The 12,914-nt window shown below is 43.5% G+C and carries 12 protein-coding genes; 2 read left to right on the forward strand and 10 right to left on the reverse strand.

The window, feature by feature from the left end:
* Positions 1–50: 50 nt before the first annotated feature.
* From FHS10_RS24780 to FHS10_RS24800, 5 genes are all read right to left on the reverse strand, one after another.
* A complete protein-coding gene (locus FHS10_RS24780) occupies positions 51–470 on the reverse strand; it encodes a type II toxin-antitoxin system VapC family toxin (RefSeq protein ID WP_259096317.1) in 420 nt (139 codons plus the stop codon).
* A 6-nt stretch (positions 471–476) separates the two neighbouring features.
* The gene (locus FHS10_RS24785) at positions 477–722 is read right to left on the reverse strand and encodes a DUF6364 family protein (RefSeq protein WP_259096318.1); all 246 of its coding nucleotides are present in this window, start codon (positions 720–722) and stop codon (positions 477–479) included.
* 112 nt (positions 723–834) lie between these two features.
* Entirely contained in the window at positions 835–2,037 is a 1,203-nt protein-coding gene (locus FHS10_RS24790; RefSeq protein ID WP_259096320.1) for a DUF2252 domain-containing protein, read from the reverse strand.
* A gap of 52 nt (positions 2,038–2,089) precedes the next feature.
* Complete coding sequence (locus FHS10_RS24795) at positions 2,090–2,752, reverse strand: MgtC/SapB family protein (protein ID WP_259096323.1); 663 nt, start codon at positions 2,750–2,752, stop codon at positions 2,090–2,092.
* A 75-nt stretch (positions 2,753–2,827) separates the two neighbouring features.
* Entirely contained in the window at positions 2,828–3,895 is a 1,068-nt protein-coding gene (locus FHS10_RS24800) for a family 8 glycosyl hydrolase (RefSeq protein WP_259096325.1), read from the reverse strand.
* Between the two features lie 253 nt (positions 3,896–4,148).
* Here FHS10_RS24800 and FHS10_RS24805 point away from each other — a divergent pair, with 253 nt between their 5' ends.
* Together FHS10_RS24805 and FHS10_RS24810 are read left to right on the forward strand one after the other, a co-directional pair.
* Positions 4,149–4,451, forward strand: a complete 303-nt coding sequence (locus FHS10_RS24805) for a hypothetical protein (protein WP_259096327.1) — start codon at positions 4,149–4,151, stop codon at positions 4,449–4,451.
* Complete coding sequence (locus FHS10_RS24810; protein ID WP_259096330.1) at positions 4,451–4,669, forward strand: hypothetical protein; 219 nt, start codon at positions 4,451–4,453, stop codon at positions 4,667–4,669. Before FHS10_RS24805 ends, FHS10_RS24810 begins: the two co-directional genes overlap by 1 nt.
* 306 nt (positions 4,670–4,975) lie before the next feature.
* On the opposite strand, the gene FHS10_RS24815 is transcribed toward FHS10_RS24810, so the two are convergent.
* The 5 genes from FHS10_RS24815 to FHS10_RS24835 all read right to left on the reverse strand — a co-directional run bounded on the left by FHS10_RS24815 (position 4,976) and on the right by FHS10_RS24835 (position 12,885).
* The gene (locus FHS10_RS24815) at positions 4,976–8,956 is read right to left on the reverse strand and encodes a Pls/PosA family non-ribosomal peptide synthetase (RefSeq protein WP_259096332.1); all 3,981 of its coding nucleotides are present in this window, start codon (positions 8,954–8,956) and stop codon (positions 4,976–4,978) included.
* A 171-nt stretch (positions 8,957–9,127) separates the two neighbouring features.
* Positions 9,128–9,457 (reverse strand): hypothetical protein, encoded by a 330-nt coding sequence (locus FHS10_RS24820; protein WP_259096335.1) that lies wholly within the window; start codon positions 9,455–9,457, stop codon positions 9,128–9,130.
* A 45-nt stretch (positions 9,458–9,502) separates the two neighbouring features.
* Entirely contained in the window at positions 9,503–9,724 is a 222-nt protein-coding gene (locus FHS10_RS24825) for a hypothetical protein (RefSeq protein WP_259096338.1), read from the reverse strand.
* Positions 9,725–9,909: 185 nt separating this feature from the next.
* On the reverse strand, positions 9,910–11,871 hold the full coding sequence (locus FHS10_RS24830) for an OmpA family protein (protein ID WP_259096340.1): 1,962 nt from the start codon (positions 11,869–11,871) through the stop codon (positions 9,910–9,912).
* Between the two features lie 12 nt (positions 11,872–11,883).
* On the reverse strand, positions 11,884–12,885 hold the full coding sequence (locus tag FHS10_RS24835) for a PorP/SprF family type IX secretion system membrane protein (RefSeq protein ID WP_259096342.1): 1,002 nt from the start codon (positions 12,883–12,885) through the stop codon (positions 11,884–11,886).
* Positions 12,886–12,914: the final 29 nt, after the last annotated feature.

Raw genomic sequence — 12,914 nt, forward strand, 5'->3', positions numbered from 1 at the left:
AATTGAAAGGATTACCGTGTTATTCATGAGGGGATATTAATCTTAAACATTTATTCTTCAAGAGCTTTCAATGCTTCGGCCGGCGTTAAAACAGGCAACGTGCTCTTTTTAAAATCTTTGGTATTCCGGGTTACAATAAAATTGGTTGCCGATATGCTAAGGGCGCAATAATATTGAATAGCATCTTCATAATCCTTAAAGTCTGTTTTTAAAGATTGCCTGATCACGTTGTCTGTCACATCAACAATTTCGGTCATGTCGGCCAGTTCATTCAATAACTGTAAGGTAACAGGATGTGATAACGACTGCCTCAACACGTAATAAATGTTATTATAAGAAACCGCCGATATATAGATCTTTATTTTTCCGATAACCCCCAAATCAAAAATCCTGGCTGCATCCATCGAAAATGGTTTTCGATCAGCCAAAAAATCAATCACCACATTGGTGTCCATAAAAACATGCTTCATGTTGGCTTAGCTATATTTTTTTACCAATGCATTTCCTAATTCTTTTTTGTAATCAAAATCATCGGGGAGCTTAACTACACCCATAAGCTTTTTTACTTTGGGTGATAGGATAACCGGGGCATCCTCGACAGTAGTGATCGATTTTAAATAATTCTCCACTATGGCCGATAAACTATTCCCTTTTTTATGGGCATACTTTTTTGCAGCATTTATTACACTGTCGTCAATTGTTAATGTAAGTTTAGTTGTCATTACACGTGTATTTTCTTATTCAAAGATACGTATGATTTACTAATTTTACCGTTGATTTGAAATTTATGCTGAATTGGCAAATCAAAAGGTGCATAAGCCTAAACTTAAACAGTTATATATCCAGCAACGATTTTTTATAATCAACAACGTAAGCGCCATAATCTTTAATCACCTGCTGCGCATAGTTTTTAGCGTATAACGTCAAGCCGGTTTGCCAGTCTTCTTCGGCTCCAAAAACAGTTAGCTCATCAATAATGGCCGATCCTTGAATGCCACCGCTCCGGAGTTGTGCCGATGCTGTTAGGGTTGCCATATCTGTTAAAACACTCCGCAAATCTTTACGGTTACCGGCAATTGTTTCAAAATTAACCTTATCAGCAATAGGCTGCATTTCCTGCAATACATAATTGATGCCTTGAAAATCAAAGGTGCTCAGTAAAGCGGGCGAAACATTTTGCATCCGCTTTTTTACCGCAATTACCCTATCCGCCTGCGACAGCCATGACGGCTGCTTTATCTTATTATACGGGTTTAATGATGATTGCCTGGACTCCTTAAGCTCTACAAAAATGAACTTGTTTTTGATTAGGCTATCCTGAAGCATAAACATATAGCGCTTACAGCCAATACTGCCGGTGCCGGCTACCCTAAATGCCACATCTTTAACTTTATAATCTTCAAGTCGTTCTGTTTTATTTAACCAGCTATTAAGCGCTTGCTTCAATTCCTTTTTTAAACTTCGCTCAACTTTAAAATGGGTGAGGTTGTTAATTTTGATGGCATAGCCCCCTTCTTCGGTATAAGCCAGCTTATTAATCAGATCTTTTTCTTTCCGTTTTTTGATATTCTTTAAAAATTTGTGAACAATGCCGGTTGCTGTGCGCGGGTCTATATACCGGGCTTTGCCCAGCCTTAGGGTTTCGGCATATTGGTTAATAAACAACTCGGCAAGTTCATCAATATCATTTAATTTAATTTCCAATGATGACAAGCCCACGTAAATACTGGTAAGCATCCGGGCTACCTCCCAGCCGCAAGGTGCCAGGGTCGATTCGTCGAAATCATTCAGATCGAAATATTCCATCCGGTTATTCCCTTTAAAACTCCCAAAGTTTTCTAAATGAAGATCGCCGCAGATCCAGGTTTGGGGCGATGGGGGGAATTTTTTAACGCCACTAAGATCCTCGTAAAACAAATGACAGGTGCCCCTAAAAAACCGGAAGGCGTTTTCAGTCATGGCCTTCATCTTTAACTGAACCATATCTGGCAGCCGGTTTTCGTTAAACTTCTTAATTCTTTCAAAAACTGATGCCATGTTATAGATATTGAGGTGATTAAAGAATAGGTTAATGGATATGATTAAAGCTTTACCATTCAACCGAATAAATAAAGCTTTGCTTCAAAAGCCAGTCGTTAAATTCTTTTAAATTGGTTTCGCGCCCGGATATGGTTCCCTGGAACCGGATCTGCGAATCGGTGCGCAAGGTTTTGGTATACCTGCATTTTAACTGGAGTTTACTCAATTCGCCGGTTACTAAAACCGACTGATCTTCGCCCCTGAATAACAGGGTATAATTGCGGTGCTGAAAACGGTCGTCTATCCACAATTGTATAAAATCCAAAGCGTACAGTATAAATAGCGACATTACCAGCGCCACGCCGGTAAGCAAATACTCGCCTATGCCTATCAGCATGCCTAGGGCCGACGCTATCCAGATAGATGCCGCGGTGGTAATGCCCGATACAGAAGAATTATTTCTGAAGATAACGCCCGCCCCTAAAAAACCTACCCCAGTGATGATATTGGCGGCAATACGGTCACGATTGCTTTCAACACCTAACAGGTAGGAACAAATGGTAAAAACAGATGCACCAAAGCAAATTAATGCGAGGGTTCTGAAGCCTGCCGATTTGCCCCTCACCTCTCGCTCCAATCCTAAAATACAGCCCACCACTACCGAGAGCAAGAGTTTGAGCACCTCGTTACCATACAGGTTTTGTGAAAGATCCAAGGACAAAGGGTTTATCATATGGCTTATATTTTATGTAAAATTAAATTTAATAAACAACAAAATACACTGCTTAACGCTGTTTTACAGTTGTGCTCAGATCCGCCAATAATTCCCACTCAAAATAATCATATCAAGCATCTTAATACTGTTATCATAATAGTCATAATCCTTTAGTTTAAAGTTAACCAGGTAATCCCACACATGGTTAAGCCATTGTTGGTTTTTGGTATCGATGCTTGCCGCAACTGCAAATGGGGCTATAAAACTCAAAGCCTCAAAATGGCGGGTTGGTAGGTCATTCCCTGCCAGGGTATACCCGGCCGAAATATTATCGGGATTGCCGGACGTGGTCGACCGGATCCAGTTATTGATCGGCCTGACAAAAGCTTTTGCCCGGGCATCGCCATATAACAGGTAATCAACTGCTACGCGCCAGGGTACGCGGCAAGCGTTGTAATTATAACAGCCATCGTATTTCGATTCGAGGTACATGGCTTTGGCGGGATGTGGGTTATGATTTACCTGCTGAATAAAATCGGGCAATAAACCTGCATCTGGGCTATACTTTTGCTGCATAGCGGCAAATAGCTTGTAGGTATTTGCCGTGACCTTATCCCAACGAATATCGCCGGTCGCGATTTTAAAAGCCTTGAAATGCGATGGCATAAAATCAGACGTACGGGTATCGTAATAATCTTTACTATCCGGCTCGGTTTCGTTGCTCAGCAATATGGTAAAGCTTTTTTGATTGATCTCATACTTCATGATATCGGCCAGTAACGCCTTGGCTTCTTTTTGATAGTTGATAGCTCCCTTACTCCCCCATTGTTTATCTGCCAATAAAAGCGAATAGGCTATATCCATATCGCCATCAGTGGCCGAAGAATGATCGGTATTAATACCCTGGTAATCCTGCGCCCAGCTCATTAAATACTGACCGGCCCTTGCCGGGTGCGCGTGGTAATATCTGAACAATTCATCAAAAGTTATTTTGGCAGATGCATCGGTACCGGCCATTAAAGCGGTAATGATCATGCCGTAGCCCTGCCCTTCAGATACGCATTGTTTACCACCAGGCCGTTCAAACCAAATGTACCTTTGTCCTTTAGCTTTCGCCGGTTTTGCATAGCGGCTTTTCCATTGGTTGTAAAATGAAAGCACGGTGTTATCAAGCTTTTGCCGGCTAACGTGATTGGGAATAATAATGCCTTGCGTGTATGTTATATGCTGAGGGAATGGCTTTAAGACAGACTGTGCGTGCAGACAAAAACATGTAAACAGCAATAAGCTAAATAAGATAGTTTTCTTTATCATGGCAGTCACAGGCATAAAGCTACGCAAATAATGTTTATAACATTTTGCCAATTAAATCGTCCAAAATGCTTATATTTAAGTAACCAAAAATCTTATCGTTATGCCATGGAAAGCAACACTTGTTACAGCAAGTACACAACAAACCCTTAGCAGGGCACACAGCGCGTTAGCAAAAAAAACAGTTTACAAGTTAGGCCAGGGAGGCTTCGATCCCTCAAAACCAATAACCAAGGAGTGTGATTGCTCGGGTTTTATTGTCTGGGCTATTGGCATTCCACGTGAATTACCACCGGGAAGCGGCCATTGGCTGAGTACCGACGAATACTGGGCCGGCGGAAAACCGGTTAAAGACGGCTTATTTAAAGAGATAGCGCTTGCAGATATGCACTTACAGGCGATTTGATGGTGTATCCCGATAGTGGTGGTCACCAAGGCCATATCTGCCTCATAAACCAGGTAGATCATAATCTGCCAAGCTTTATCATTCACTGCTCATTAGGCAACTGGACTCATTTTGGCGATGCCATCCGGATAACCAATCCATCAATTTTTTTGCACAGCAGCCATCCGGTACGGGTAATGCGGATAAACTATCCGCTGCTCATTTCTACGTTTTCGTGATCGGGTAATGCTGGATCAGGATAAAATCTTCAGCATGTCCTTTCAAATAAACAACTGTCATCCTGAGTTGTAAAATCCGCAAAATTCTGAAGGTGGAATGACAATATAAAGCTATGTCATAGGAGGCACGAAGCAATCTCATGCTATACAGAGCGGTTCTGCGCAGTTCGCGATTGCTTCGTTCCTCGCAATGACATGGTGGACTTGTCATGGGTAGGAACGAAGATCTATTCGCGAACTTTGCAGAGCGAATAGGCATGGCGCAGAATAGATCCTTCGACAGGCTGGCTGACAGGGGGTTGCAGGCTATTGCAAAGGCCTTATCGGGCTGCCTGTCCACTCGGTTCCGGGAGCAAGCTGCTCGCCTTTCATAATGAGTGATAGCGGCTCCAGTTTCACGTCGTCGCCAATTTCGGTATCGTATAAAATAATGCTGCGGGTACCAATACTGGTACGCGCGCCTATGGTTACGGTGCCCACTTTCATCACTCTATCTTCAAACAAATGCGTTTGCGGACCGCAGTCTTCATTCAATGCCGCATCATCGCCAATGGTAACCATATCGTGTTCGGTAATATCGGTGGTATTAAGCCATACCCGTTTACCAATTTTAACGCCGAATAAACGTAAAAACATGGGCAAAAACGGCGTCCCTTTTAAAAACTCCAGGAAAAACGGAACTGCGAGGGCTTCATAAGTACTGGTAATGGCTTCGCTGCGCCAAACCTTATGTGTCCACATTGGTTTTTGCTCTACCTTATATTTACCTACAAAAACCCACTTCATGATCACGGTTACCAGCAGCGCAGGCATGCCCATATAATACAGGTAATAAAATGGTAGTTTGGGCATCTGTTGCAGGATCTGTATGGCTGTGCGGTCTATTAGCAGATCATGAAAATAGGCAATCAACAGCACACTGCAGCAAATGATGACGGTTTCCGGTAAAATAATCCGGATGGTTTCAATGGTACCACGGGCAATTTTACGGCCCCATGAAGGTGTGGTTGTAAGTGATGCCGGGTATTCTCCGCTACTTTGCCTGTGTGGGAGCGCTATAGCCGGCGAGCCAAACCAATCGCCCAGCGGGTTATCAGCCTGTTGCTCTATTGTGGGTGGAACAGATAATACCCCAATCAGCATATTATCGCCCAGGGTATACCCTTGCGGAATCAAAGCGCTATTACCCACAAAACTACTATTACCAATAGTAGTGTTATTTAAAATGAGCCTTTGCGCACGGATATCCTCCTCGCCCAACGTTACGGCATCTGCAATAAATGATTCGTTACCTATGGTAAGCATGGTGTGGGTTACGTTGCTGGCTGTTGAGATCTCGGTATTTTTACCAATTTTAGCCCCTAACATCCTGAAGAAAAAGGAAACAAATACAGTGGCATAAACCGGGTGTAATACAATAAGCGCAACAGAGATCATTTGATCTGACAGCCATTTACGCACATAGGTACTGCTAAATACCGGGTACGTACCGGGCTTAATACCCCACAATAACAGCCTTGATAACAATACCGTTTCAAAGGCGTATATCACAATGTACAGTAGCGTAAGTAAGGGGATATGTATAAAATAGCTGAAATTATAATCAGGCGCGTTCAAGTCCATATAGTTCAGGATCTCTATTACGGGCAATAGCGGCAGCAAAACCACCACCGGAAAAATAATGAGCAACAAGGAATATAGAATCCCATAAGTTTTGATCTTCAAAAATTTGGCCTGGAAAGGCTGAGGCAGCTCTTCGGGTTTTGCATCATGCGATTTTTCTGCCGGGCTGCCTTTCCAAACTTCATAAGCTTTAATGGTTTTACCACCTTGCAGGTGACTCAGATCTTGCAGTTCAGTCCAGTCTTCCATACTGCCACCGCCAGATATTACGGCATTACTGCCAATATAAGCATGGGCACCAATTTTTATGCTTGTGAATTTGATCAGGCCATTCTCTACCGTTACATTATCCAGCACCACGCCCGAACTAAGGCTGGCGTCGCTGCCAATTTCCACCAGGTCATAAGCCCCTACCGTTATTGAACTTATTTGCGCGTCTTTAGCTATGCTCATACCCAGCAACCGCAGGTACAAAGGATAAATGGGGGTTCCGTTCATGAATTGCGCCGGCGATAGCTTCAACAGGTTATCAACCAGCCAGTATTTAAAATAATAAAATCCCCAAAGCGGATGCTCACCCTCTTTTACCTTACCCAGCAGCAGCCATTTAGCAGCAATACCTATCATAGATAAAAAGGGCGGCACAAGACAATACAAAAACAAAGCGGTAATTAAAGCGATGGTACGATTATCCCGCCCGGATTCTGTACCCGCCACCACATAATAGTAGCCCAGGTAAGGAATAATGATTTGAATGGCAAACAAGCCGTAAATAACCAATAAAGAGAAGCCCTGCGCAATACCGCATAACCAATACCGGAGTGATGATACGGGATGGAAAGGCTCTTTTTTAATATGGGCTTTTTGCTCGTTTGCTTTTTCGGCAATTTCCCAGGTATTAATGAGTTTTTTTATGGGGCGGTTGGTGTAAATGTCTTTAAGCGATGCATGTTGCACGCCTGCCTCTTGTCTGAGCCACGATGAAAAGCTTGCAGCCAGTAAAGAGTGTCCGCCAAGGTCAGTAAAAAAATCAACATCGGGTGTGATTTCCCTACCGGGGAAAATATGGTTTAGCCCGGCCATTACTTTTACAGCCAACGGATCCGAAGCATTAATTTTCACTTCTTCCTGCGCTTTAACTTGTAATAAAGCCTCGGGTACGGGTAAACCTTTCCGGTCTATTTTACCGCTTGAAAGGCGGGGCAATTTGTCAAGTACCACAATAACCAGCGGTACCATATAAGGCGGCAACACTTCTGCCAGCTTTGTACGTGCGTGATGTTCTTCTAACGCGTAACCGCTTTTCAAGGTAACATATCCCACCATCTGATCCTGGCCTGTGGCGTCTTTTTTTAGGGCGACAGCAGCGGTGGCTACTTCTTCTAACTGGTTTAAGCGGGCTTCTATTTCACCCAGTTCTATACGATAGCCGCGCAGTTTTACCTGGTCGTCCAAACGGCCATGAAAATCAATGCTTCCATCGGCCTGCATTATAACGGCATCACCGCTCAGGTAAATGCGGTCGCCGGGTAAATTAACTAACGATGCCGGCTTTGTCAAAAACTTTTCGGCTGTAAGCTCGGGGCGGTTAACGTAGCCCTCACATAACCCCGGACCAGAAATAATCAGTTCGCCCTGTTGCCCAACCGGTAACAGGTTAAATTGAGGATCAATAACGGCCAGGTTATAATTGGGCAGCGGCCCGCCAATGGTTATTTTATCACCGGGTTTAAGGGCCACCATGGTAGATGTAACTGTTGTTTCGGTAGGACCATAACTGTTATAAAAAACATTCTTTCCGGGCTTGCTCCAGCGGTTTAAAACAGCGGTTGTACAAGCCTCGCCACCGGCATTAACCAGGCGTAACAAAGGGATATCATCATCAATTACAGCCAGCAAACTTGGTACAGCGTGTAAAATGGTGATCTTTTGCTGCCTTAATGTTTCACTCAGTTCGTCAATAGATTTTGCCGTTGTGGCATCGGCCACCCAAATGGTAGCACCGGCCAGGTAACTGATATAAGTTTCCTCGCACCACATATCAAATGATACCGAGAACCCCTGGTAAACCTTATCATCGGGCCTAATACTGATGACGCTTTGTTCTGAGCGGATCAAATGACAAATATTGCGGTGCAGTATCGGGATACCCTTCGGCTTACCTGTACTGCCAGATGTGTATAGCACATAAGCCCTGTCATTAGTTGTTGGACCAGCCGGCAAGGTAAAATCCTCATAGCTTTGCTGCAACGGTGGCACCGTAAATATGGGAATGGGCAGATTGGGCGCTCCATCACTAAAACAAGCCGAGGCACCTACCTCCTGTAAAACTATCTGCAACCGCTCTTCGGGCATTTCGCGGTCAAGCGGTACATAGGCCGCACCGGATTTTACAATGCCAAGAATAACAGCGTGCAATTCCAGTCCGCGGGATTGCCATACGCCGATGGAGTGGCCACGGCCAATTCCCTGGCTGGCTATAAAGTAAGCGATATGATCGCTCCATTGATTTAATTGGGCATAACTAATGTGTTTATTGCCAAAAACAAGGGCGATTTTATTTTGATGTTGGGCAGCGGCATTTCTAAATATATCTGCAACAGTTTCGTTTTTAATAAGTTCCGGCATATCGGTGCCGGTTAACAAGCTTTGGAATATCATCATAAATAGGTTGCAGGAAAGTACATTTAAATTTGGATAAGGTTTTATATTTTAACAACTATATCGCCAATATGACGAATTAGTCATGCTGATGGTTTAAGCCGTAAAAAACTAAAACAAAAAAGCCAGTACAATCAAACTTGCCTGGCTTTTACTTATTATCCAAATCCATACCTATTCGTAAAATTTTGCCGCTATGGCTTTAAAAACTAATGCATCTTTATGTTTCACAAGCAGCTTCATCCACCAAAACTGAAATTTACGTGGATACGCCACCCGTTCAGTAAAATCGGCGCGATGCAAATCTTCCATGGCCAGCAATTTGTACATTACTTTGCGTGAGTGATCAACCACCGCGTGCGAACGTTGCGTATAACCCAGCATCCTGTTTATTTCGCGGTTGGTTTTGCCAAGCAATATATACTCAAATATCTCTAAATGCAGTGTCGAAAAACCCTTGGTTTTAAGAAGCGGCCTGCTTTGTGAAACTCCTTCGTGGATCATGTTTTGTTGTGTTTAGGGGATTGTTTAAAATTTGATTATTCATTTTCATGCGGCGATATATATCATAGTACATATAGCCACAAGACTGATGACCACATTAAAAAAACCAATGACCAGCTTATCCGATTGATCTATAGCCGACCGATTGTCTATAGCCACGCTTCGTAGTTTTACTACACCATATGTTGCCGTACCTAAAGCCAGTAACATCATCAGGGTAAAGTACCCCAACGGCAAAGGATGAAAATTGTTAACAGTTGCTGTCATTGTTTGAGGGATTAATGGTTTGTAAAAAGAGGCAAGACTTGGGAATTGAGAATCAAGAGGCAAGAATCAAGAGTTAAGACAAAAAATTATGCCGGTAGCTAACTCTTTATACCATTTACCTGATTCTTTAAAACCTATCCGTCATTCTTTTTCTTGATTCCTTACTCTTAATTCTTGATTCTTTTTTATTCTATTTTTAATACTTTAAATTCTGTACGTCTGTTTAGCTGGCGGCCTTCGGGGTTATCCTTGCCGTTTGGTAATGAGTTTGGCGCTATAGGCTGGCGTTTGCCATACCCTTTAGCGTAAATCCTGCTCTCCTCAATACCACTGGCTATAATATAATCCACGCATGCCTGCGCACGGGCCTGTGATAGCCTCAGGTTGTATTTATCAGATCCTATTGAATCTGTGTGCGCGCTCAGCTCAACTTTTATTTTAGGATTGTCCTTCAATATGGTTACCAGTTCATTCAGCACTATTTTTGATTCGGGCCGTAAGGTTGCCTTGTTAAAATCGTAAAGCACGTTTTTGATCACAATGGGCTTATCAACCACAAAGGCCTGCAGGCATATATCAGGGTTGTTTAGGGTATCGCCACTCATTTGGTCGTTGGCAGGCACAGGCAATACCTTGCTAAAATAACCTTGTTTTTCAAGGTTGATCTGGTACGGCCGTTTGGTGGTTACCGCAAAAGCGTAACGTGCGGTATTGTCTGTCACGATGCTTTTGATAACCTGCCTGGTTAACGAATCAATAAAGCTCACTTTAACACCGGGCAGCGGCTTGTGTGTATCGCAATCTATCACAAGGCCACTCAGGATATGCCTTTTATCTTTTATCTCGAACAGGTTCAAACAGCAATCAGATTCGCGGTCGCTGCTGATGTAGAATTTGTTGCTATCGTCATGATCCGGCAGGTAATACAGATCATCTTTGGCCGAGTTCATAGGATAACCCAGGTTTTTCGGCTCGCTCCAGCTACCGTTATCATCCCAACTATCAAAAAAGTCAAATCCACCCAAACCAATAAAGCCTTTCGAACTATAAATGAGCCGCTTATTAGTCATATCATAGTATGGTGCCTGCTCATCCATCGGGGTGTTAATGGTACTGCCAAGGTTGGTAGAGTTAACGGCATCGCCGCTATCGTCTAAATCGCTCATCCAAATATCATCGCCACCCTGGCCGCCGGGTTTGTTTGATGTAAAATACAAACGCTTGCCATCGGCAGTAATAAATGGCTGTATGGAGTTAAAACCATCGGCATTTATATTAGTCCCCATTTTTTTAGGGGTGCCCCATTCGCCATTGGCAAGCTGACTGTAATAAATGCCGTGTAAAACTTTGCTGCCGTCTTTATACCAGCGGGTAAAGTACAGGCGTTGTCCATCAGCGCTAATGGCCGGGGTACCATATTCCAGGTCGCTCTTGCCGTCGTCGTTTTTAAAACTGATAGCCACAGGTTCTGTAGGCTTATCCTTTGTAACTAAATATACCCTGTTCAGGTGTTTTCTTTCGTTTTTAAGAAACCGCGATGAAGTAAAATACTGGTTTCCATCCCGCTGTATCAGCGCATAATCCGATCCGTCTGAATAATAAACACCATCCATCTTCTTCACCTCTATCAACAATGGATACTGGTACTGCTCTTTTGCAAAGCGGCAGTTTTTGATCTCCCGTTGCGCCATCAGCTTATATTTTTCTTCGCCGGTAAACGTTTGATTAAATTGTTCAAGCTGGGTAATAGCCTCATCAAAGTGCTGGTTGGCCCGCATGCACACGCCATACCAAAGCCTGGCCAGCGGATATTGCGCTTCATAATTCTCGTTAATTACGTTGTAATACCAACCCTCGGCCTCCAGGTAGTTTTCATATAAGCGGTATGAGTCGGCCAGCTGATAGCAGATATATGCCCTATCTGTTGATTTCGCGCTTTTATCGACCTTGCCGGTAGCGTGATATGGGATAGCCTGCTTTTTAATGAGGCTTAAACCTTCGGCAGCCTGTTTGTAATAAAAGGCCGCCTCATAGTAATCTTTGTTATTAAAAGCTTTGTCGCCAAACGCGCGCGGATTAGCCTTATACTGGGCTTCTACAGTAACAATGGATACGAGCAGGAGTATGGTAAAAAATATCTTCTTCATGGATTGGTAGATTTATAACCTTGGACAAACAGGCTCTGGTTCCTGGATCCGTTTGCGGAAAACGTAGCTGATAGACAATTCTAAACCGCCCTGGCTTGATGTTGCCTTGCTTAATGACGATGTATTGAAATCATAACTTGCACCAATGATCATGCTATTTACATGATACCCGATATTTGCAATTGCCGCATCCTGAAAGCGGTACATGCCGCCAAAAATCAACCCTTTGTCATCCTGCATTTTTAGCTCGGCATACGCGCCAATTGCTTTTTCCTGGGCTTTTTGCTGGCGCATGTAAATGGCGTGTGGTATCACATCAAAAAGTTCAGATGCTTTTATCCGCACCCCGCCATGCACGGTGTAACGTAATGGCAACTTGCTTTGGCTGCCATCAACCGCGAATGGATCTTTGGAGCGGGCCAGGTGTCCTACACTTACTCCCCCGAATAAGTTGGCATTATGCAGTGGATCACCGTCATAATAAAAGACACCCGCGCCCGCGTCAAAGATCGTGGCATTCGTATTTAAAAAGTTCTCGTTGCTTGGTAAAGTGGGGTCAAAACCGCTGTTGGGGTTATACTGGCTACCAAACTGGGCCTTGGATGGATCAAAGCTGCGGTTAATAACACCAGCGTTAATACCAAAACTTATTTTTTTATAACCGTCATTTGATACTGCAATGGCATATCCAAAAGTACCGTAAGCCGCAAAATAATTGTAGCCCACGTCGCCCGCTGCCTGGTTCAACACGTTAAAGCCTACGCCTACTTTGTCGGTAGGGCGATAGTCTAACGAAAGACCTTCGGTTTGGTAGGCGTTATTAATAGTTGCGTATTGGTTTTTAAAGTTGGCATTAACCCGTAAATCGCCATTGATAACTCCTGTTAAAGCAGGGTTAAGATATATGGGATAAGCATAGTACTGAGAAAAGTGCGGGTCAATCTGGGCCTGTAAGCGGCTGATGAGCCCCAATTGAAGCGCCGCAGCCATCATGATCATGAGTAGTTTTTTCATAGTAAAGGTTTATTTATGTTGATGGTTGA

It is taken from the genome of Mucilaginibacter dorajii (genome assembly GCF_024808255.1).
Lineage (GTDB): Bacteria > Bacteroidota > Bacteroidia > Sphingobacteriales > Sphingobacteriaceae > Mucilaginibacter > Mucilaginibacter dorajii.

Coding starts and splice junctions, on each gene's coding strand:
- FHS10_RS24780 (WP_259096317.1), bottom strand. CDS start 470: ATGAAGCATGTTTTTATGGACACCAATGTGGTGATTGATTTTTTGGCT.
- FHS10_RS24785 (WP_259096318.1), bottom strand. CDS start 722: ATGACAACTAAACTTACATTAACAATTGACGACAGTGTAATAAATGCT.
- FHS10_RS24790 (WP_259096320.1), bottom strand. CDS start 2,037: ATGGCATCAGTTTTTGAAAGAATTAAGAAGTTTAACGAAAACCGGCTG.
- FHS10_RS24795 (WP_259096323.1), bottom strand. CDS start 2,752: ATGATAAACCCTTTGTCCTTGGATCTTTCACAAAACCTGTATGGTAAC.
- FHS10_RS24805 (WP_259096327.1), top strand. CDS start 4,149: ATGCCATGGAAAGCAACACTTGTTACAGCAAGTACACAACAAACCCTT.
- FHS10_RS24810 (WP_259096330.1), top strand. CDS start 4,451: ATGGTGTATCCCGATAGTGGTGGTCACCAAGGCCATATCTGCCTCATA.
- FHS10_RS24815 (WP_259096332.1), bottom strand. CDS start 8,956: ATGATGATATTCCAAAGCTTGTTAACCGGCACCGATATGCCGGAACTT.
- FHS10_RS24820 (WP_259096335.1), bottom strand. CDS start 9,457: ATGATCCACGAAGGAGTTTCACAAAGCAGGCCGCTTCTTAAAACCAAG.
- FHS10_RS24825 (WP_259096338.1), bottom strand. CDS start 9,724: ATGACAGCAACTGTTAACAATTTTCATCCTTTGCCGTTGGGGTACTTT.
- FHS10_RS24830 (WP_259096340.1), bottom strand. CDS start 11,871: ATGAAGAAGATATTTTTTACCATACTCCTGCTCGTATCCATTGTTACT.
- FHS10_RS24835 (WP_259096342.1), bottom strand. CDS start 12,885: ATGAAAAAACTACTCATGATCATGATGGCTGCGGCGCTTCAATTGGGG.